This is a genomic window from Streptomyces sp. NPDC091682, assembly GCF_044756625.1.
Lineage (GTDB): Bacteria > Actinomycetota > Actinomycetes > Streptomycetales > Streptomycetaceae > Streptomyces.
The window spans coordinates 82,191-103,035 of record NZ_JBIVTH010000008.1 but is presented as its reverse complement, the minus strand read 5'-3'; the positions used below and the strand labels follow the sequence as shown (position 1 = coordinate 103,035).

Genomic DNA, 20,845 nt, shown 5'->3' with positions numbered 1-20,845 from the left:
CCGGAGCGCCGATGTACCGGAGCCCGGCGTACCGGAGCCCCCGTGTCCGGATTCCCGTGACCCGGCGCAGCAGCTTACGGGAGCCGACGCGCCGGTTCACCGGGTCGGGTCAGCGCGCCGCCTCGGCGGGAGCCGCCGCCGGGCGCCCCTGCCCGTGCTCGCCGTCGGCCTCGGCCTCGGCGCGGCTGAGCGAGGCGTTGCGGGTGTCCGGCATGAGCACGTACGTGACGAGGGAGATCAGCGCGCATCCGGAGACGTACCAGAAGAACATGGTCTCGTGCCCACTGTTCTTGAACCAGAGCGCCACGTACTCCGCCGTGCCGCCGAACAGGGCGTTGGCGATCGCGTACGGCAGCGCCACGCCCAGCGCGCGCACCCGGGTCGGGAACAGCTCGGCCTTGACCGCCGCGTTGATGGACGTGTAGCCGGTGATGATGACCAGGGCCAGCAGGGACAGTCCGAGCGCCGACCAGTACGAGGACGCCGATCCGAGCGCGGTCATGATCGGGTACGTGCCGACGGTGCAGCCCACCGCGAAGGTGATCAGCAGGGGTCGGCGGCCGATCCGGTCGGACAGCATGCCGGCGAAGGGCTGCAGCACGGCGAAGAGGGTCAGGGCGGTGAAGCTGACGAGCGTGGCGGTGGTCTTCTCCATGCCCGCGCTGCCGACCAGGTACTTGGTGAGGTAGGTGGTGTAGGTGTAGTAGGCCACGGTGCCGCCGAGGGTGAGCGCCATGACCAGCCCCGCCTGCCGCCGGTACTGCCACAGGGCCTTCAGAGTGCCGCGCGTGCTGTCGTCGTGGGTGTCCCCGCCCGCTTCCGCCGACGCCGACGACTCCTCCTTGAAGGCGTCGGTCTCCTGCAGCCGGCGCCGCAGCCAGAAGACGACCACCGCGAACAGCGCCCCGAGGAGGAACGGGAGCCGCCAGCCCCAGCTCTCCAGCTGGGCCGTGGTCAGGGTGTGCTGAAGGGTGATCAGAGCGCCCAGTCCGAGCAACTGGCCGCAGGTCATGGACACGTACTGGAAGGACGAGCCCAGCCCGCGCCGGTTCCGGGCCGACGCCTCGGTCAGGTACGTGGCGCTGGCCGCGTACTCGCCGCCGATGCTCATCCCCTGCAGCAGCCGGGCGAGCAGCAGCACCAGGGCGCCGAAGTAGCCGGCCTGGTCGTAGGTCGGGGCGACGGCGATCAGCAGGGCGGCCACCGACATCATGGTGACGGTGAGGGTGAGCGCGCTCTTGCGCCCGTGCCGGTCGGCGGCACGGCCCAGGATCCACCCGCCGACGGGACGCATCAGGAAGCCGACGGCGAAGATCCCGGCCGTGTTCATCAGCTGGGTGGTCGGGTTGTCGCCGGGGAAGAAGGAATCGGCGAAGTAGATCGCGAAGCTGGCGTAGACGAACCAGTCGTACCACTCGACGAGATTGCCGAGCGAGCCGCCGACCAGGGCGAGACGGCGCTTCCTGCGCTCGTCCCCGGGCGGCGACGCGGGCATGACGACGGACGGGGACATGGCGGCTCCAGAGGGAAGTTCCCTGATGAGGGATGGTGGAACGGGGCCCCGGCGGTGGGGGAGTGTCCAGAGCATGCGGCGGCCGCCGTACCCGGACAAGGTCCGCCGCGCAGATCTAACGTTCCGCTAAGAAAGCTTCGGGAAATCCCGGGAGCCGCCGGATTTCACCGTTCAGTCATGCGCACGCCACGCCTGCTCCATGGTCGTCACCCGAACATGGCCCACGGTGGGGGCGGCCGTCGCGGAACGCCGGAAGCCCCCCGCCACCACGCGGCCGGCCCGTCCCGTACCCCCCCCCAACAGGAGGCAAGATGCGCGTGATCCCGAGCAGGCGGACCCCGGCCGTGGCCGCGGCGGCCATGGTGGCCCTGGGCCTGATCGCCGTACCGGCGCACGCCCGGGCGGACCGGGGCGGCACGGCACCGTCGCTGCCCCGGGTGGCGGCCTCCGTAGAGACGCCCTCCCTCTTCGACGACGAGGCCGGCGGCAACGCGAACGCCGACGACCCGGCGATCTGGCGCAACACCAAGGATCCCGACGCCAGTTTGGTCATCGCCACCGCCAAGGAGGGCGGCCTGCGCGTCTACGACCTGGACGGACGTCAGGTGCAGGCCCTGCCCGCGCCCGCGCCGCCGAGGGACGGCGACAAGCCCGGGCGCTTCAACAACGTCGACCTGATCACGGGACTCCGCTTCCCGGACGGCCGCCACGACGTGGCCGTCGTCTCCGACCGCGGCCGCGACCAGCTGCGCGTCTACCGGATCGACCCGAAGCGGCCCACCGCCCCGCTGGTCGACGTCACCGACGAGGCGGCTGTCCCGCGGGTCTTCTCCGCCGGCCAGGACGAGGTCAACGACCAGCGGACCGCCTACGGCCTGGCCGCCTACACCGACCGCCGCAACGGTCGCTCGTACGCGGTCACCAGTCGGCGCCACGCCACCGACCTCGCACTGGCCGAACTGCTCCCGAACGCCCAGGGCAAGGTCGGCTACCGCACCGTCCGCACCACCTCGCTGCCCGCCTCCTTCACCCTGCCGAACGGGAACAGCTGGGAGCCGTGCGGCGAACCGGGGGAGCGGCCCCAGGTCGAGGGCATGGTCGTCGACCCCGACACCGGTGACCTCTACGCCGGTCAGGAGGACGTCGGCATCTGGAAGCTCGACGCAGACCTGCGCTCGCCCGCCCGCCTCATCGAGAAGGTCCGCTCCTTCGGCGTCCCCGGCACCTGGAACCCCGGGACGGAGGAGTGCGACGCGGGCGCGGACCCCGGCTTCGGCGGCCGGCACGTCTCCGCGGACGTGGAGGGCCTGACCATCTGGCGCGACCCGAAGCGACCCGGCCACGGCGGCTACCTGCTCGCATCCAGCCAGGGCGACGACACCTTCGCCGTCTTCGACCGCGAGCACGACAACGCGTACGTCCGCGGCTTCCGCATCGGTGACGGTGCGACGCCCGGCTCGCCGGACGGTTCGCAGGAGTGCGACGGCGCCGCGGTGACGAGCGCACCGCTGGGCAAGAGGTTCCCGAACGGCCTGCTGGTCGTTCAGGACGGCCACAACACCCCCCGGACCACCGGAGCCGACGGCGAGGCCCGCACCGACACCGACTTCAAGTTCGTGGACCTGGGCCGGCTCAAGCGGGCCGCCCGACTCTGACCCGGGGCCGGCCCCGGCCCCGCCGCCGGGGCCGTGACCTGGGCGGCGCCCGGTCCGTCCAGGTCGATAGGATCACCACCGCACACGACGGAAGGTGATCATGGCGGACAGTCCCCTCAGGCCCAGCTCGTTGATCAACACGGTCTACGGGGCGTTCCTGCGACGCCTCGGCGGCTGGATCTCCGTCGCCGACCTGATCACCCTGATGTCCGAGCTGGACGTGGACGGTCCGGCGGCGCGCTCGGCCATCTCCCGGCTCAAGAAGAAGGGAGTCCTCGAACCGGAGCGCCGGGGCGCCACCGGGTACCGGCTCAGCCCGGGCGCGCAGCCCGTCTTCGACGAGGGCGACCGGCGCATCTTCGGCAGTCTGGAACCGGCGGAGCTGAGCGACGGCTGGGCCATGGCCGTCTTCTCCGTACCGGAGTCCGAGCGCTCCTACCGCTACCAACTGCGCACCCGGCTGACCTGGCTGGGCTTCGGGAACATCGCCCCGGGCGTGTGGCTGGCACCCGGCCGTCTCCTCGGCGACGCCCGCGACATGCTCGTCCGGCTCGGACTCAGCGAGTACGTGCACCTGTTCGCCGCCGAATACGCGGCCTTCAGCGATCTGCCCGGGACGGTCAGCTCGTGGTGGGACTTCCCGGCGATCGAGGAGCAGTACGCCGGATTCACCGAGGCCTACGGGCCCCTCGCCGCGGGACTGACCGAGCGGCCCGCCATCGACGGCGCCGAGGCCTTCCGCTACTACGTTCCGATGCTCACCCAGTGGCGCCGCCTGCCCTACCTCGACCCCGGACTGCCCGCCGAACTGCTTCCCGCGGACTGGAACGCGGTCGCCGCGCGGCAGATCTTCCAGCAGTTGAACGAGGTGCTCGCCCCGCCCGGCCTGCGCCACGTCCAGGAGGTCACCGGCCTGGCCGAGGCCTGAGCGGGCCACCGCGCCGCCGACGTCCGCGTCGGCCTCGCGCCCGTCACCGCCCGGGCCAGCTCCAGGGCCCGTACGTGGAGCGGCCCCGAGGCCGGACCCATCGCCCACCGGGCCCGAGCGCGGACTCGGACGTGGACTCGGACGTGGACTCGGGCTCGGACGTGGACGCGGACGGATCGTGCCCCCTCTGATCAGCGCAGGCGGCCGGCCGGTTCGGCCGACACCGGCCGGGGCTGCGGGCCGGCGGGGCGGCCGGGCGCAAGGATGCGGTCATGGCCGACATCTTCGCCTCACGCACCATCGACGTGACGACCGGTGACCGGGAGACCGTCCATGACCTGACCGACGCCTGCGCGTCGTTCCTCGGGGAGGTGGCGCGGGGCAGGAGCGGACTGCTCAACATCTTCACGCCGCACGCGACCGCCGGGCTCGCCGTCATCGAGACGGGGGCGGGCAGCGACGAGGACCTCCTGAAGGCCCTGGCATCCCTGCTGCCCGCCGATGACCGCTGGCGGCACCGGCACGGTTCCCCCGGCCACGGCCGGGACCACGTACTGCCCGCGATCGTCCCGCCCCACGCGACGCTGCCGGTGATCGACGGAGTGCTGGAGCTCGGAACCTGGCAGTCCGTCACCCTCGTGGACACCAACCGGGACAACCCCCGCCGTCAGGTCCGCCTGTCCTTCTTCGGCTGCTGACCCGCCCCGCAGCTCGCAGGGGTGAAGACGTACCAATCATGACAGGTCAGAGGCTGTTTTCGTAGGACCAAGGGCACAGTGAATTGCCCTTGTTCGGACCCCTGTGCGGCTTTCAGAATCTCCGTCATGACGTATTCAGCGCACGCCAGTCACGACGCGGTACTCCGAGCCCGCGTCGCCCTCCTCGGATCACAGACCCTGCCCGCCCGGCAGGAGGTCGCCGCCTATCGCGTCCTCGTCCAGGTGAGTCCGCTGGCGTATCTGCCGCTGCTCGCCGAAGCGTTGTACGAATACAGCCGCCAGGACTTCGCACACCTGCCCGAGATCGCGTTGGCCCTGCGGGCCGAGGCCGTCGCCGCCGCGCGCCGCATGTACGCCATGGAGCCGAGCCGGGACCTCCTGCTCATCAAGGCGCTGGAGCGCTACCGGGAGCAGCTGGTGCTCTTGGACCGGAAGGAAGAACTCGGCTCCGTGCAACGGGAGATGGCCCAGGTGGCCGCCGGCGCCTAGCGACCCGGTGGTCGAGGGGCCGCGACTCCCCGTCCGGCAATGCCGGGCGCGCGGCCCCCCGTGCCGGATCATCGGGGGAGAAGGGGGAGGCGGGGGAGGGGCACCGACGAGGGACCCGGAGAACCGATGCGACACCGAATTCCGCTCCTGCCCGTCGTGGCGGTCGTTGCGGTACTGGCCGCCGCCCCGGCGTGCGTCGGCCCTTCGGCACTGCGCGGCTCACCGCCCGTGCCTTCCTCCGTCCCGACCACCGGCGACTTCTCCGGCCAGGTCGAGGTGGGCGGCGGCCGGAAGATCTATCTGAGCTGCAAGGGGAGCGGCAGCCCCCTCGTCCTGCTGGAATCCGGGTTGCACGATTCCTCCGACACCTGGACGTTCACCGACACCCGACCGCCCGTACCGAAGTCCCCGGCGGTGTTCCCCGGCGTCGCGGCGTTCGCCAGGGTCTGCGTCTACGACCGGCCGGGAACCGTCCGGTACGCCGACCCGCCGGCGCTCACCACCCGCAGCACGCCGGTCGACGGCACCCGCTCCCTCAGCGCGATGGTCGACGATCTCGACGAGCTGGTGACGTCCGCCCGTCTGCCGGGCCCCTACGTACTGGTCGGCCACTCCTTCGGCGGGATGATCACCCGGCTGTACGCCCAGCGGCACCCCGAGAAGACGGCAGGGTTGGTCTTCGTCGACGCCTTCGGCACCGGCATCCGCGCGCTCTTCGGCGCGCGGTGGGCCGCGTACCGCACGCTGCTCGACCGACCCGGCACGCCCTTCGACGCGCAACCCGCGTTCGAGAGGGTGGACATCGACGGCTCGATCGATTCCGTCACCGCCGCGCGCCCGCTGCCCGAGGTCCCGATGGCCGTCCTCAGCAAGACGGAACCCTTCGCCGCCCCGCCCGGGTCCCCGAAGGAGCTCCTGGACACCCTCGAGCGGGCCTGGCCCCGGGTCCAGCAGGAGCTGGTGGAGTTGGGGTCGCAGACCCCGCAGTTCCTGGCCACCGGGAGCGATCACTACGTACAGGTGCACGATCCCGACCTGACGATCAGCGCCGTCCGGCTCGTCGTGGGCCGCGTCCGCGCGGAGCCGTGATCCGGGCCGGCCGGTCGGCCGGCCCGGACGTCACGCTCAGGCGAGGTCGAACCGGTCGAGGTTCATCACCTTGTCCCACGCCGCGACGAAGTCCTTCACGAACTTCTCCTTCGCATCGTCGCTCGCATAGACCTCCGCGAGGGCGCGCAGCTCCGAGTTCGACCCGAACACGAGGTCGGCGCGGGTACCGGTCCACTTCGCCCGGCCCGTGGCGGAGTCGCGGCCCTCGAAGGCGGTCCCGTCCTCGGACGTCGCCGACCACGTCGTGCCCAGGTCGAGCAGGTTGACGAAGAAGTCGTTGGTGAGGGCCCCCGGGGTCGTGGTGAAGACGCCGTGCTGCGTCTGCTGGTGGTTGGCGCCCAGTACGCGCAGGCCACCGACCAGGACCGTCATCTCGGGAGCGCTGAGGGTCAGCAGGTTCGCCCGGTCGAGCAGCAGGTACTCGGCCGGCAGCCGGTTGCCCTTCCCGAGGTAGTTGCGGAACCCGTCGGCGGCCGGCTCCAGCGCGGCGAACGACTCCACGTCCGTCTGCTCCTGCGCCGCGTCCGCGCGACCCGGGGTGAAGGGGACCTGCACGGCGAACCCGCCGTCCATGGCGGCCTGTTCGACGGCGGCCGCGCCGGCCAGCACGATCAGGTCCGCGAGCGAGATCCGCTTGCCGCCGCTCTGGGCGGAGTTGAAGGCCTCCTGGATCCCGGTCAGGGTACGCAGTACCCCGGCCAGCTGGTCCGGGTCGTTGACCTCCCAACCGCTCTGCGGCTGGAGGCGGATCCGACCGCCGTTGGCGCCGCCGCGCTTGTCGCTGCCGCGGAAGGACGAGGCCGAGGCCCACGCGACCGAGACGAGCTGGGACACCGTCAGGCCCGAGTCACGGACCTGCCGCTTGAGTACGGCGACGTCGGCGGCGTCGACGAGCTCGTGCGTCACCGGGGGGAGCGGGTCCTGCCACAGCAGGGTCTCGGTCGGGACCTCCGGGCCGAGGTAGCGCACGACCGGGCCCATGTCGCGGTGGGTCAGCTTGAACCACGCGCGCGCGAACGCGTCGGCGAACTCGGCGGGGTTCGCGAGGAAGCGCCGCGAGATCTGCTCGTAGGCCGGGTCGACCCGCAGCGACAGGTCGGTCGTCAGCATCGTCGGGGCGTGGGATTTGGCCGGGTCGTGGGCATCGGGCACGGTGCCCGCCCCGGCGCCGTCCTTCGGCCGCCACTGGTTCGCCCCGGCGGGGCTCTTGAACAGCTCCCAGTCGTAGCCGAACAGGATCTCGAAGAAGGTGTTGTCCCAGGTGGTCGGGGTGTTGGTCCAGACTCCCTCGAGACCGCTGGTGATCGCGTCGCCACCCTTGCCGGTGCCGAAGGAATTCGCCCAGCCCAGCCCCTGCGCCTCCATCGGGGCGGCCTCCGGGTCGGCGCCGACGCTCTCCGCCGGGCCCGCACCGTGGGTCTTGCCGAAGGTGTGGCCGCCCGCGATCAGCGCGACCGTCTCCTCGTCGTTCATCGCCATCCGACGGAAGGTCTCACGGATGTCGCGCGCCGCGGCGATCGGGTCGGGGTTGCCGTTCGGGCCCTCCGGATTGACGTAGATGAGGCCCATCTGGACCGCGCCGAGGGGGTTCTCCAGCTCGCGGTCTCCCGTGTAGCGCTCGTCGTCGAGCCAGGTGGTCTCGGGGCCCCAGTAGACGTCCTCGTCGGGTTCCCAGACGTCCGGGCGGCCGCCACCGAAGCCGAAGGTCTCGAAGCCCATCGACTCCAGGGCCACGTTGCCGGTGAGGATCATGAGGTCGGCCCACGAGAGGCTCTGGCCGTACTTCTGCTTGACCGGCCACAGCAGACGGCGGGCCTTGTCGAGGTTGCCGTTGTCCGGCCAGCTGTTGAGGGGGGCGAAACGCTGCTGGCCGGCCCCGGCGCCGCCGCGGCCGTCGCTGATCCGGTAGGTGCCCGCGCTGTGCCAGGCCATACGGATCATGAACGGGCCGTAGTGGCCGAAGTCGGCGGGCCACCAGTCCTGGGAGGTGGTCAGCACGTCCGCGATGTCCCGCTTGACGGCGGGAAGGTCGAGGGTTTTGAACGCTGCGGCGTAGTCGAACTCCTCACCGAGGGGGTTCGCGACGGCGGGGTTCTTGGCGAGGATCTTCAGGTTGAGCCGTTCGGGCCACCACTGGCGGTTCCCGCCGCCCTGAGTCGGGTGTGCGGCTCGCCCGTGGGCCACCGGACAGCCGTCCCCACCCTCAGATTTGGCATCTGTGACGATTGCATCGTGGTTCTCAGACATGGGAATCCTTCCGTACCAGGCGGATCACGGTGTTCAGGAACTGAATGCGACTGAATGCGAAGGAACAGGCGGGGCGCAGGGCCCCGTCGAATGGGCTCGGCCTCGTCGATCGCCTCGACGCCGAGGGGTCACCGTCCCGGACGGTCGTGCGCAGTGGGACGCCGGCGGCCGGTGCACACGTGTCGGCACCGGGCAGCTCCTCGGCGGTGATCCGTCACGTCTTTGTCACCTGCCGCTCTGGAGTCTTCCTGTCTCTTGGCTATCTACGAAACCGATCCTACGATGGACGGAATCCAAGTCAAGAAGGACACCAGGTCCACCTTCGACCGGATCCAGGATGTCCGCCGATAAACTTCGGGACACCCCGTCGAACCTGAATAGGTGGGCCGATATGAGTGACCTGCTGGAGCGTTTGCGCGGGCGTGGTTGGCGAATGACATCCCAGCGGCGCGTGGTCGCGGAGGTCCTCGACGGCGACCACGTGCACCTCACGGCGGACGAGGTGCACGCACGCGCGGTCCAGCGGTTGCCGGAGATCTCCCGGGCGACGGTCTACAACGCCCTGGGCGAACTGGTCGCCCTCGGCGAGGTCGTGGAGGTCACCACGGACGGCCGGGCGAAGCGCTACGACCCCAACGCGCACCACCCGCACCAGCACCTGGTGTGTTCCACCTGCGGCCTCATTCGCGACGTCCACCCCACGGACGACCCCCTGGCCGGCCTCCCGGCGGACGAGCGCTTCGGCTTCACGGTGTCCGGGGTCGAGGTCACCTACCGCGGCCTGTGCCCGGACTGCGCGTAGCACGCAGGCGCCCCCACACCTCGGTCCCTCACCCGTCCTGCCCCGCGGTCGGTCCCTCGGCCTCTTCCTCGGCCTCTTCCTCGCCCTCTCCCTGCGGCCACTCCATGGGCCGGGCACCGAGCCAGGCCGTCTCGAACTCGGCCCCGCTGATCTCCATGCCCACCAGCTCGGGGTCGAAGAGGTCCACGACGGGCGGGTTGAGGGGCCAGTCGTCCGGGCCGCTCCGCACACCGGGGCCGTCCGGGGCCGACTCGACCTGGCGCAGCCTACGACCGTCGGCCCCGACCTCCATCAGGTAGAGCGTCAGGTCCTCGTCGTCCCCGTAGTCCCAGCGCCGCCGCAGCCACACGATCTCCCGGTCGGCGAGCGCGCCGAAGCCGTCGAGTCCGCGCTGGGCCTCCCGCTTCGCCCGCAGTTCGTCCAGCCCGTCCGGTGTGGTCGTCCCGTCGACCCAGGCCTCGTCCAAGTCCCAGCTCTCGGCCCGCCGGAGGGTGTCCGCGGTCTCGACGACCTCCACGTCCGCGAACGTCTCACGCACCTCGCGCACCGACCTCGCGTGGACCCACCACCACGATCCGCCCATGCCGTAGTCATGGAGTACGAGAAAACGCTGCGCGGGCACCTCATGATCGGTCATATCGGCCGACTGTATTCGATCCTCCGTCCGCCCTTCGCACGGCCCCGGAACGTGCGAGCGCCCCGCATTGCGCAGCCGCAATACCGTCTTTTCCCAGCCACGCACAAGGCTTCAACAAGAAAATCCTTGATACCGCACTAGACTGGTGGGTTGTTTGGCGCTGGGCCGGAACAACCTGGGCAGACCCGGGCTCCGCCGGCGACCCGGATGCTGCCGGGATCGAGACGCGAGGGCCGATGGCAGTCACACCTGAGCGCGGTGAACTCACTCTGCTCGACGACGGGGAGACGCCGGAGGAGTCCGGCAAGTCCGCCCGCTTCACCGCCGGGCCCGCCGCCCCCACCCGCACCCTCGTCGACGTCTTCGAGGCCACCGTACGGACGTACCCCGACGAGCTCGCCCTCGACGACGGAACCACCCGATTGACCTACCGGGCGCTCGCCGTCGAGGTCGAGCGCCGGCGCCGGGCCCTCGCGGCCGCCGGCGTGGGACTCGGCGACCGGGTCGGCGTCCGCGTCCCGTCCGGGACCAACGAGCTGTACGTGGCCGTCCTCGCCGTCCTGGCCGCAGGCGCCGCCTACGTACCCGTCGACGCCGAGGACCCGGACGAGCGCGCCGACCTGGTCTTCGGCGAGGCCGGGGTCCGGGCGGTGCTCGGCGGCGGACAGCGCATCCATTCCGGCCGGTCCGCGGAGCCCGGTGCCCGCGCCGCCGCCTCCCGCCCCGGCCCCGAGCACGACGCGTGGATCATCTTCACCTCCGGCTCCACCGGCAAGCCCAAGGGCGTCGCCGTCAGCCACCGCAGCGCCGCCGCCTTCGTCGACGCCGAGGCCGCGCTCTTCCTCGCCGAGGAGCCGATCGGCCCCGGCGACCGCGTGATGGCCGGACTGTCCGTCGCCTTCGACGCCTCCTGCGAGGAGATGTGGCTGGCCTGGCGCTACGGCGCCTGCCTCGTGCCCGTACCCCGCTCCCAGGTGCGCAGCGGCGCCGACCTCGGCCCCTGGCTCGTGGACCAGGAGATCACCGTGGTCTCCACCGTGCCGACCCTGGCCGCGCTGTGGGAGCCCGAAGACCTGGGCGAGGTCCGGCTGCTGATCTTCGGCGGCGAGGCCTGCCCGCCCGAGCTCACCCAGCGCCTGGTCACCGAAGGCCGCGAGGTCTGGAACACCTACGGACCCACCGAGGCCACCGTCGTCGCCTGCGCCGCCCTCCTGACCGGCGAGGAACCGATCCGGATCGGCCTCCCGCTGAACGGCTGGGAACTGGCCGTCGTCGACGAGTCCGGGGAACCGGTGCCCATGGGCGGCAGCGGCCAGCTCGTGATCGGCGGCGTGGGCCTCGCCCGCTACCTCGACCCCGAGAAGGACGCCGAGAAGTACGCCCCGCTCGCATCCCTCGGCTGGCAGCGCGCCTACCGCAGCGGCGACCTCGTACGTGCCGAACCGGAGGGCCTGGTCTTCCTCGGGCGCGCCGACGAGCAGATCAAACTCGGCGGCCGCCGGATCGAGCTCGGCGAGGTGGACGCCGCGCTCCAGGCCCTGCCCGGGGTCGCGGGCGCCGCCGCCGCCGTCCGCACCGCGCGCAGCGGCAACCAGCTCCTCGTCGGCTACCTCGTCACCCAGGACGGCTGGGACCACGCGGCGGCCGTCACCCGGCTGCGCGCCGAGCTGCCCGCCGCCCTCGTCCCGCTCCTCGCACCCGTCGCTGAGCTGCCCACCCGCACCTCCGGCAAGGTCGACCGGAACGCGCTGCCCTGGCCGCTGCCCGGCCTGGAGACCTCCGGACCCACCGAGCAGCTCTACGGGACCGAGGCCTGGCTCGCCGAACAGTGGAGCGAGACCCTCGGGGTCACCGTCACCAGCGCCTCCGACGACTTCTTCGCGATCGGCGGCGGCAGCCTCGCCGCCGCCCAGCTCACCACCCGGCTGCGCACCCGCTACCCGAGCGCGGCCGTCCTCGACATCTACCAGCAGCCCACCCTGCGCAAGCTGGCCCGGCACCTGGAGAAGTCCGTCCAGGACGACGGAGCGGCCCGCACCGTCGCACCGGTCCCGCTGCGCTCCCAGGTGGCGCAGTCGCTCCTGCTGCTCCCGCTGTTCACCCTGATCGGCCTGCGCTGGACGGTCGTCCTGCTGACCCTCGGCAACGTCCTGCACGGCTTCGGGACCTTCCCGTGGGCGCCGACCGCCTCGTGGTGGCTCGTCGCCGCCGGCGCGCTGCTGCTCTTCAGCCCGCCGGGCCGGCTCGCGATCGCGGCCGGCGGCGCCCGCCTGCTGCTGCGCGGCGTACAGGCCGGACGCCACCCGCGCGGCGGTAGCGTGCACCTGCGGCTGTGGACGGCCGAGCGACTGGCCGAATGCGCCGGCGCCACCTCCCTCACCGGCTCCTGGCTGGAACGTTACGGTCGGGCCCTCGGCGCCAAGATCGGCCCCGAGGTGGACCTGCACTCCCTGCCCCCGGTCACGGGCATGCTCAAACTCGGCCGCGGCTGCGCCGTGGAGTCCGAGGTGGACCTCTGCGGCCACTGGCTGGACGGGGACCACCTGGAGATCGGCGCGATCAAGGTCGGCGCGGGCGCGGTCGTCGGCACCCGCAGCATTCTTTTCCCCGGTGCGCGCGTCGGAAAGCGCGCCGAGGTGGCCCCCGGCTCCGCCGTCGTCGGACAGGTCCCGACCGGCCAGCGTTGGGCCGGTGCACCCGCCGGGAAACTCGGCAAGGCCAAGCACAACTGGCCGGGGGAACGCCCACCGCGCGGACTCCCCTGGCGGGCCGCCTACGGCGCGGCCGGCTTCGGCCTCACGGCCCTGCCCGTGCTCGCCGCCCTGCCCGCCCTGCTCGTCGCCGGCCGCTTCGTGCCCGCCGACGCCGGGCTCACCGAAGCCCTGCGCGGAGCGCTGCTCGCCGTGGTGCCCGCGGCGCTCGCCTTCGGGTTCGCGTACGCGGCCCTACTGCTGGTCTCCGTACGCCTGCTCAGCCTGGGCTTGCGGACCGGAACCCACCCGACGCACAGCAGGGTCGGCTGGCAGGCATGGACGGTCACCCAGCTGATGGACCTGTCCCGCGAGACGCTCTTCCCGCTGTACGCAGGGCTGATCACACCGGTCTGGCTGCGGCTGCTCGGCATGAAGATCGGCCGGGGCGCCGAGGTGTCCACCGTGCTCGCCCTGCCCAGCCTCACCACCGTCGGCGAAGGCGCCTTCCTCGCCGACGACACCCTCACCGCCCCCTACGAGCTCGGCGGCGGCTGGATGCGCATCGGCCACTCCGAGATCGGCCGCCGCGCCTTCCTCGGGAACTCCGGCATGACCGCCCCGGGCCGCACCGTGCCGGACGACGGACTGGTCGGCGTCCTGTCCGCCACCCCCAAGAAGGCCAAGAAGGGCAGCTCCTACCTGGGGCTCCCACCGGTGCGGCTGCCCCGGTCCACCGCCGACGCCGACCAGAGCCGGACGTACGAGCCGCCCGCGCGGCTGCTGTGGGCGCGCGGGCTGGTGGAGCTGTGCCGACTCCTCCCCGTGTTCTGCTCGGTCGCCCTGGCCGTGCTGACCGCGGCAGCGCTCTGTGCGCTGATCACGTGGAGCGGTCCGGGGATCTGGGGAGCCGCGCTGCTCTCCGGAGCGGTCCTGCTCACCGCCGGAGGGGCCGCCTGCGCGGTCGCGGTGACCGCCAAATGGCTGCTGGTGGGCCGGCACCGGACCGGGGAGCACCCGCTGTGGAGCGGTTTCGTGTGGCGCAACGAGCTGGCCGACACCTTCGTGGAAGTACTGGCCGTGCCGTGGCTGGCCGGATCGGTGCCCGGCACGCCGGTGCTGTCCCTGTGGCTGCGTGCGCTCGGCGGCCGGATCGGTCGGGGCGTGTGGTGCGAGAGCTACTGGCTGCCCGAGACGGACCTGGTCGTGCTGGGCGACGGGGTCAGCGTGAACCGCGGCTGTGTGTTGCAGACGCACCTCTTCCACGACCGGATCTTGAGGACGGATACTGTGGTGCTCCGTGAGGGCGCCACCCTGGGCCCGGGCGGAATCGTCCTGCCCGGGAGCACGGTGGGGGCCCGCAGCACACTGGGCCCCGCATCCCTCGTGATGGCCGGGGAATCCGTCCCCGCCGACACCCGCTGGCTGGGCAACCCGATCGAGGCGTGGCGGTCCTGACCGGGCCGTCCGCGCCGCGGCAGGCAGCAGGGCGGCACCGGCACACCACCGGTACGTCGGCACACCGGCACGTCGTACGAGCACAGCGCAGGGAGCGGAAGCGGCAGTGAGCGGCCAGAGAACAGAGCCATCGGACCCGTACTTCCCGGCCAACGGCGACTCCCGTTACCGAGTGCACCGGTACGAACTCGCTCTGGAGTACCGTCCCGGCCCCAACCGGCTCGCCGGCACGGCCCGGCTGAGCGCGATCGCCGGGCGGGCGCCGCTCACCGAGTTCCACCTGAACCTGGCCGAATTCAGAATAGGCCGCGTCCTGGTGAACGGCCGGGCCCCGCACTACACCCACCGCGGCGGCAAGCTGCGCATCCGCCCGGCCAAGCCCCTGCCCGCCGGCTCCGCCTTCACCGTGGAGGTGCACTGGGCCGGCAACCCCAAACCGGTGCGCAGCCCCTGGGGCGGCCTCGGTTGGGAGGAACTGACCGACGGCGCCCTGGTGGCCAGCCAGCCCGTCGGCGCGCCCTCCTGGTACCCGTGCAACGACCGGCCCGCCGACAAGGCCTCGTACCACATCTCGGTCAACACGCCGTCCCCCTACGCGGTCGTGGCCGGCGGCCGACTGCTCACGCGCACGACGAAGGCCAGCACGACCACCTGGGTCTACGAGCAGTCCGCGCCGACCTCCAGCTACCTGGTCGGCCTGTCCATCGGCATGTACCAGACGGTGCTCCTCGGCGACCCCGGACTGGGCGGCGTACCGCAGAGCGCACACGTGCCGCCGCACCTGCTGGCGCGGTTCTCCCGCGACTTCGCCCGGCAGCCCGCCATGATGCGCCTGTTCGAGGAACTCTTCGGGCCCTACCCCTTCGGCGAGTACGTGGTGGTCGTCGCCGACGAGGAACTGGACGTCCCCGTGGAGGCGCAGGGCCTGTCGACCTTCGGCGCCAACCACGTGGACGGCGTCCGCGGTTCGGAACGCCTCATCGCCCACGAGCTGGCGCACCAGTGGTTCGGCAACAGCGTGACCATCGCCGACTGGCGGCACATCTGGCTGAACGAGGGCTTCGCGAAGTACGCCGAATGGCTCTGGTCGGAACGCTCCGGCGGCCGCACCGCGCACGAACTGGCGGCCGCCGCACACCGGCTGCTGTCCTCGCAGCCGCAGGACCTGCGCCTGGCCGACCCCGGCCGCAAGCTGATGTTCGACGACCGCCTGTACCAGCGCGGCGGCCTGACCATGCACGCGATCCGCTGCGCGCTGGGCGACGGCGCGTTCTTCCGCATGCTGCGGGACTGGGCCACGGTCCACCGCCACGGGGTGGTGTCCACCGTGGCCCTCACCCACCACGCGGCCCGTTACGCGGCCGAACCGTTGGACGACCTGTTCACCGCCTGGCTCCACCAGCCGGCCCTCCCGCCCCTGCCGGCGCCGCCCCGGCCCCCGATACCGGCGAGGCCCGGATACCCGCCGACGAACGGCGGCTCCAAGGGCGGTCGGGGCAAGGCCTCGACCTAGCCGCTGTCGGGCAGCGGCGCGCGCCACGGGCGGCCGTCACGGGCCCGTTCCGGCCGCTGCCCGAGACCGAGGCTGCTGCAACGCCCTTGACGGAGCGTCCTGTCCGCCTACGTCACGGCGCTCCGAATGCCGAGGGCGATGAGGACCGCTGCCGTGGCCTTGGCGGCAGTTCGCTTGAAGCGGGGTCCGTGCAGGGCGTGTGCGGCGCGCAGGATGAGGAAGGTCCAGGCGGTAAGCCAGACTGCGATCAGCAGCGCGTGGGCGGTGGCCAAGGTGAGGATCTGGCCGCCGAAGGGTTGGCGCGGTGCGATGAACTGGGGGACCAGGGTCAAGTAGATGGCTGCCGCCTTCGGGTTGAGGACGTTGGCGAGCAACGCTTGGGCGTAGACGGAGTCCGACCCCGTCGGCGGGTAGGGGCGGTGGGGGACGGGTGCGGCGTTCGGGGCGGCGGAACGCCAGGTCCATGCGCCGAGGCCGATGAGGTAGACGGCACCGATCAGTTTGACGGCGGTGAAGGCCAGGCTGGAGTGCATGACCAGGGCTGACAGGCCGGCCATGGCGAGGGCGGCGTGGACGTACAGGCCGGTGACCGTGCCGAGGACGACCGGAAGAGCCTGGCGGCGGCCGCTGTCGGTGACGTGTTGGATCAGCAGGGCCAGGCTGGCTCCGGGGGTGGCGATCAGCGGAAGGAGCGCCACCAGGAACCCGGCGACGGCGTAGGGACGGACCACGATGCCTCCCGATCGTGCGAGCGGGGGATCAGAGCACGACGCGGTAGTGGGTGGTCAGGCGCCGGTCGTCGGACAGGACGTGGAACGCGAGGCCGGGCGGCTGGTCGCGGTCCGCGGCCCTGTCGCCCTCCCAGGGCATGCGCAGGGTCCAGGTGATGGCCGGGCCGACGATCAGCGGACGCGCGGCGAAGGTCGAGGCGGCCGCGGTGTGGGCGTGGCCCGTGAGGACGGCGACGACCTGCGGGTGCGCGTCGAGCAAGTCGGCCAGTTGCCCGGGCTCTTCGAGCATGCCGGAGTCGGGCAGGGGGTGATGGAGTTCGACCGGCGGCTGGTGGAAGGCGATCAGTGCCGGGGTGTCCTGCGGCAGCGCGGTGAGGGTGGTGTCGATCCAGGCGAGCGTGTGGGCGTCGAGGCGTCCCTCGTCGCGGCCCGGGATGGTGGAGTCGCACATCAGGATGGTGGTGCCGGCGACGTCGTGGGCCTGGTTGATGGGGCCGTGGTCGGGCGCCCCTCCGAGCAGGGCCTTGCGGTAGGCCGGTCGCGCGTCGTGGTTTCCGGGGCAGGTGAGCACGGGGAAGGGGGCGGACAGGATCTGGACCGCTTCCTCGTACTCGGCCTCCTCGCCGTGATCGGCGATGTCCCCGGTGACCAGGAGCGCGTCAACCGGGTGGGGCAGGGCTCGCAAGTAGTCCATGACGCGGGTGGCGCGTCGGGTCGCCCTCTCGCTGCCGTCCAGGTGCAGGTCGCTGATCTGTGCAAGCAGGGTCATTCCGCAGTCGCCTCCCATGGCGGGCTCAGCCGCCTCCTGTGCTGGGGCAGGCGTCTGAACCCACCCCAGTTCTAACGGAAGTTTCTTGTTTACCGTTAGGGACTTTAGGGTGTGCGCAGGGATGTGATCAAGTGGCTGACGACCGGGCACCGAATGGGAAGGGGATGCCTCGTGGAGCGCTGGCTGGCACTGGAACTGGCGAGCACGATCCGTCACGACGGAGACGGCGGCGTCGCCGACGACCTCGCCACGGTCCAGGGGACGACGCGCTGGATCCACGAGCAGGGGGATCTGCTGGCCGGCCACCTTCCGGTGGGAGGACTCGCAGCGGATGAGGGCCTCAGGCTCGGGATCATCGAACTTCGGCAGGCAGTGCGGGCCCTGTTCGCCCGAGTGGTCAGTCCCGCTCCCCCCAGCCCGGCGGACGCCCATCGCCTGATGACCGTCGACCGGGCAATGGCCCACCTCAATGCGGCTGCCGCGCGGGAACCGGTTGCCCCGCAAATCACCTGGCCCGTGGGAGGAGTCCCTACCGCCCGACTGCTGTCGGCGGAGAACGATCCGCACGTTCGGCTCGTCGCGGCCCTGGCCCGAGCCGCCATCGACTTTCTCAGCGGCCCGCAGCGCACGCAGTTGCGATCCTGCACCGCACCCCGCTGCGTGCGCTACTTCCTCAAGAGCCACGGGCGGCAGGAGTGGTGCAAGCCGTCGTGCGGAAACCGCGCCCGGGCAGCCCGCCACTACAGGCGTCAGCGCACGGTTGTCGACGGCGGTTCCGCACCGTCCTGATCGCTCGGGGAAACCCCGGGGCCGCGCCGAGACGGCCGCGCCGTGGTCGCGGTACCGGGGTCGGGCTCGAGCGGGGCCAGCGGGCGGCGCCATCCGGGTTGCCCTCCACCACCAGGGCTTCCTGCTGCTCTAGGAGGCGACCGAGCGCCCCCCGGGGGTGGTGAGCGGCAGCCGGGCCCGTACCTGCCAGTCGCCCTCGGCGGTGGGCTCGGCCCGGAAGGTGCCGCCGCCCAGGGTGACGCGTTCGCGCAGGTCCTTCAGCCCGTAGCCCGGGCGGGAGGTCAGGCGGGCCGTCCCGTCACTGGTTATCCGCACGGCGGCCTCGTGGGGACGGACGCGCACGTGGACGCTGACGTGGCGGCAGTGGCGGGCGTGCTTGCGGATGTTGGTGAGGGACTCCACCGTCACCCGGTGCAGGATGGCGGCCACCTCGGGCGGAACCGTGTCCGTCGGGCCTTCCTCGCTGAGGTGGGCCGGTACGCCGTTCAAGGCGAACCCCCGCACCAGGGCCCGCAGGTCGTCCATGCCGGCGGGCGCGGCCGGCGGTGCGTCGCTTTCGCCTGCCTCGAGCCCGGCGACCATCTGCCGCACGGACGCGAGCGCCTCCGCTCCGGTCTCCTCGATGCGTTGCAGAGCGGGCAGGACCATGTCGGGCCGCCTGGCGGCGACCGCCCTGGCGCCCTGTGCCTGCACCACGATGCCCGCCACGTGGTGGGCGAGGTGGTCGTGCAGGTCCCTGGCCAGGTCGATCCGCTGTTCGAGCCGGATGCGGTGTGCGCGCTGCCGCCGGTCCGCCTCCACCATCCGCGCGGTCACGCTCGCCCCCGCCACCAGGACGGTGACCAGGATGAGGCCGAACGCGACGGCCAGGCTGCCCTCCTGCACGCCGACGGACAGCGGCCGCAGGACGACGGCCGCCGCCAGCAGCAGCGCGACCGGCGCGGCGCAGGCCGCCGGGCCGCGCCGGGCGACGAAGGCCAGCACCACCAGGAGGGCGGCCGGCTCGAACGCCCCGTATGCGGACGAGACGCCGATGGCTGCGTGGCTCACGTGCACGGCCGCGGAGCAGACCAGTGAGACGGTGGCGGCGGCGCCCCCGGCGTAGACGTACGACCAGCCCTCCTTGAACAGGGGCAGGGCGACGAGGACCGCGCCCACGGCGGTGGCCGACAGCGCGAGCCGGCCCTGCGACGCCGGTCCGGTGAACGTTCCGGCGCGTACGTCAGCCCAGGCCGCGGCCGCGAGCGCACAGGCTGCGAGGGACCGCAGCAGGAGCACTGCCCTGCCGGGAACGGCGGGGATGCGCAGGAGAGGAGACCACATAGCGCGCAGATTAGATCATCCACCCACCCGGTCCCTCCGCACCCACGCGCCCGATGGCCGGGTAGTGACGTAGCCTGCGGCGGTCGCGAACCGAGACCCTGTTGAGGGAGGACCGATGTCGATCTTCGCCACCTGGCTGTTGCTCGCCGAGGACGGCGACGAAGGCGCACCGCTGGTCTACCAGGGGTCGCACGTCAATCCCGCGGACGACCACCCGCGTGCGGGCCGGCTGGAGATCGCCGCGGTACCGAATCACTGTCATCCCGGAGTCCGGAACCGGGAGGTGGCCGCCGCAGGCGCCCTGGCGACGGCGGAGGGCCTGCCGGTGGAGTACCTGCGCGTGTCCCTCGCCCAGTCCGCCGGGGCCTGCCCGGACGGCTGACCGGGTCGGGCGACCGTGATCCTCGATCGGGCCCAGGTTGAGCGCCTGCACGACACCCTCGCGGAATGGCTGGGCACGGACGAGCGGTGACCCTGCCGGCACGACGGCTACCGCGAGTGCGTGCTCGGCCCGGCCGCGTTGTGGATCAGTTGTTGGAGCACCTTCAGCGTGGTGACGTAGTCCGCGTCGTCGACGCCCTCGTGGAGGGCGGCACGGATCGCCGGGGCGCCTCGCGCGAGATCGATGCGGGCCCGCTCGCCCTCCTCGGTGAGCCACAGCCGGTCCTCGGGGTCCCGGGTCAGCCAGCCGCGCTCCAGGAGGTCCTCGGCCTCCGCCGCCAGATCGTCCTCGCGCCGGATGTAGGAGGCCATGGCCAACCGCAGCTCGGGCAGGGTCATCCCCTTGCCGTCGGGTGAGATGTCGTTCGCCGACAGATTGCGCAGCAGCCAGAGTTGCGGCTGGGTGTGGCCCTTCTCGGTCATCCGGGCCCGGGTGAACGCGATGAGCGCCTCGTAGGCGATCCCGGTCCAGTAGGCGGCGGGCTGGCCGGCGAGTTCGACGTCGGACATCTGCTGGGTCGTCATGTCATGCCCCTTCACGGTACTTCGGCGCACGGTCTGCATGGCCTGCACGGTGTGCGGGCCGTGCGGAGACCGTATGCCCTCAAGCGTGCTTGAGGGCAAGGGCGGGGCGGGTGCCTCAGGAAGGCGTCGCGGCGTGGTCGGACTCGCTGCGCAGGACGCAGAATTCATTGCCTTCAGGATCGGCGAGAACCGCCCAGCCCGTACCGTCCGGCTCCCGACGGTCAATGACCAGGGTGGCTCCGAGCTTCAACAGCCGCTCGACCTCCTCCTCGCGCGAGGTCGTCGGATTCAGGCACAGGTGGATCCGGTTCTTGACCGTCTTCGCTTCCGGCACCTGGTTGAAGTACAGCACCGGGCCCTCGGCGAGCATCACCAGCGTCTCCTGGTCGCCTGGTTTGGACTGCGGATACACCGGACAACCCGTCACTTCGCTCCAGAACAGAGCCAGTTCATACGCATCCGAACAGTCGATCGCCACGTTCTGCACCACTGAGACCATGAGGCTC

At 71.9% G+C, this 20,845-nt stretch carries 18 protein-coding genes; 10 read left to right on the top strand and 8 right to left on the bottom strand.

What is annotated here, in order from left to right; translation table 11 throughout:
- Positions 1-109: 109 nt before the first annotated feature.
- Entirely contained in the window at positions 110-1,495 is a 1,386-nt protein-coding gene (locus ACIQK6_RS19900) for an MFS transporter (protein ID WP_329107390.1), read from the bottom strand.
- A gap of 329 nt (positions 1,496-1,824) precedes the next feature.
- On the opposite strand from ACIQK6_RS19900, the gene ACIQK6_RS19895 reads away from it, so the two are divergent.
- From ACIQK6_RS19895 to ACIQK6_RS19875, 5 genes are all read left to right on the top strand, one after another.
- Positions 1,825-3,168: a phytase gene (locus ACIQK6_RS19895; protein WP_402695179.1), complete on the top strand. Its 1,344-nt coding sequence runs from the start codon at positions 1,825-1,827 to the stop codon at positions 3,166-3,168.
- 100 nt (positions 3,169-3,268) lie between these two features.
- Positions 3,269-4,096 carry a PaaX family transcriptional regulator C-terminal domain-containing protein gene (locus ACIQK6_RS19890; protein ID WP_402695178.1) on the top strand — a complete coding sequence of 276 codons (828 nt, stop codon included), beginning with the start codon at positions 3,269-3,271 and terminating at the stop codon, positions 4,094-4,096.
- Between the two features lie 272 nt (positions 4,097-4,368).
- Entirely contained in the window at positions 4,369-4,794 is a 426-nt protein-coding gene (locus tag ACIQK6_RS19885; RefSeq protein ID WP_329095085.1) for a secondary thiamine-phosphate synthase enzyme YjbQ, read from the top strand.
- A 126-nt stretch (positions 4,795-4,920) separates the two neighbouring features.
- Positions 4,921-5,304, top strand: coding sequence for a hypothetical protein (locus ACIQK6_RS19880; protein ID WP_329095083.1), 384 nt, complete (start codon positions 4,921-4,923; stop codon positions 5,302-5,304).
- A 126-nt stretch (positions 5,305-5,430) separates the two neighbouring features.
- Positions 5,431-6,393 carry an alpha/beta hydrolase gene (locus tag ACIQK6_RS19875; protein ID WP_329095082.1) on the top strand — a complete coding sequence of 321 codons (963 nt, stop codon included), beginning with the start codon at positions 5,431-5,433 and terminating at the stop codon, positions 6,391-6,393.
- A gap of 36 nt (positions 6,394-6,429) precedes the next feature.
- On the opposite strand, the gene katG is transcribed toward ACIQK6_RS19875, so the two are convergent.
- Positions 6,430-8,661: a catalase/peroxidase HPI gene (gene katG / locus ACIQK6_RS19870; protein ID WP_329095080.1), complete on the bottom strand. Its 2,232-nt coding sequence runs from the start codon at positions 8,659-8,661 to the stop codon at positions 6,430-6,432.
- A gap of 391 nt (positions 8,662-9,052) precedes the next feature.
- On the opposite strand from katG, the gene ACIQK6_RS19865 reads away from it, so the two are divergent.
- Positions 9,053-9,463, top strand: coding sequence for a Fur family transcriptional regulator (locus ACIQK6_RS19865; protein WP_329095078.1), 411 nt, complete (start codon positions 9,053-9,055; stop codon positions 9,461-9,463).
- Positions 9,464-9,491: 28 nt separating this feature from the next.
- On the opposite strand, the gene ACIQK6_RS19860 is transcribed toward ACIQK6_RS19865, so the two are convergent.
- On the bottom strand, positions 9,492-10,100 hold the full coding sequence (locus ACIQK6_RS19860; RefSeq protein ID WP_329095075.1) for a hypothetical protein: 609 nt from the start codon (positions 10,098-10,100) through the stop codon (positions 9,492-9,494).
- A 236-nt stretch (positions 10,101-10,336) separates the two neighbouring features.
- On the opposite strand from ACIQK6_RS19860, the gene ACIQK6_RS19855 reads away from it, so the two are divergent.
- Positions 10,337-14,248, top strand: a complete 3,912-nt coding sequence (locus ACIQK6_RS19855; RefSeq protein ID WP_329095073.1) for a Pls/PosA family non-ribosomal peptide synthetase — start codon at positions 10,337-10,339, stop codon at positions 14,246-14,248.
- Positions 14,249-14,354: 106 nt separating this feature from the next.
- Entirely contained in the window at positions 14,355-15,761 is a 1,407-nt protein-coding gene (locus ACIQK6_RS19850) for a M1 family metallopeptidase (protein WP_329095071.1), read from the top strand.
- Between the two features lie 107 nt (positions 15,762-15,868).
- Here the strand turns inward: ACIQK6_RS19850 and ACIQK6_RS19845 are convergent, their stop codons facing one another.
- A complete protein-coding gene (locus tag ACIQK6_RS19845) occupies positions 15,869-16,492 on the bottom strand; it encodes a LysE family translocator (RefSeq protein WP_329095069.1) in 624 nt (207 codons plus the stop codon).
- 28 nt (positions 16,493-16,520) lie between these two features.
- Entirely contained in the window at positions 16,521-17,261 is a 741-nt protein-coding gene (locus ACIQK6_RS19840) for a metallophosphoesterase (protein WP_329095068.1), read from the bottom strand.
- Between the two features lie 171 nt (positions 17,262-17,432).
- Here ACIQK6_RS19840 and ACIQK6_RS19835 point away from each other — a divergent pair, with 171 nt between their 5' ends.
- Positions 17,433-18,050 (top strand): CGNR zinc finger domain-containing protein, encoded by a 618-nt coding sequence (locus ACIQK6_RS19835; RefSeq protein WP_329095066.1) that lies wholly within the window; start codon positions 17,433-17,435, stop codon positions 18,048-18,050.
- A 129-nt stretch (positions 18,051-18,179) separates the two neighbouring features.
- Here the strand turns inward: ACIQK6_RS19835 and ACIQK6_RS19830 are convergent, their stop codons facing one another.
- Positions 18,180-19,373 carry a sensor histidine kinase gene (locus tag ACIQK6_RS19830; protein ID WP_402695177.1) on the bottom strand — a complete coding sequence of 398 codons (1,194 nt, stop codon included), beginning with the start codon at positions 19,371-19,373 and terminating at the stop codon, positions 18,180-18,182.
- Positions 19,374-19,488: 115 nt separating this feature from the next.
- Between ACIQK6_RS19830 and ACIQK6_RS19825 the strand changes: the two genes are divergently transcribed.
- The gene (locus ACIQK6_RS19825) at positions 19,489-19,755 is read left to right on the top strand and encodes a hypothetical protein (protein WP_329095062.1); all 267 of its coding nucleotides are present in this window, start codon (positions 19,489-19,491) and stop codon (positions 19,753-19,755) included.
- A gap of 107 nt (positions 19,756-19,862) precedes the next feature.
- Here the strand turns inward: ACIQK6_RS19825 and ACIQK6_RS19820 are convergent, their stop codons facing one another.
- Both ACIQK6_RS19820 and ACIQK6_RS19815 read right to left on the bottom strand, forming a co-directional pair.
- Positions 19,863-20,339 (bottom strand): MarR family transcriptional regulator, encoded by a 477-nt coding sequence (locus ACIQK6_RS19820; protein WP_329095060.1) that lies wholly within the window; start codon positions 20,337-20,339, stop codon positions 19,863-19,865.
- A gap of 115 nt (positions 20,340-20,454) precedes the next feature.
- Positions 20,455-20,838, bottom strand: a complete 384-nt coding sequence (locus ACIQK6_RS19815) for a VOC family protein (protein WP_329095058.1) — start codon at positions 20,836-20,838, stop codon at positions 20,455-20,457.
- Between the last annotated feature and the right edge of the window lie 7 nt (positions 20,839-20,845).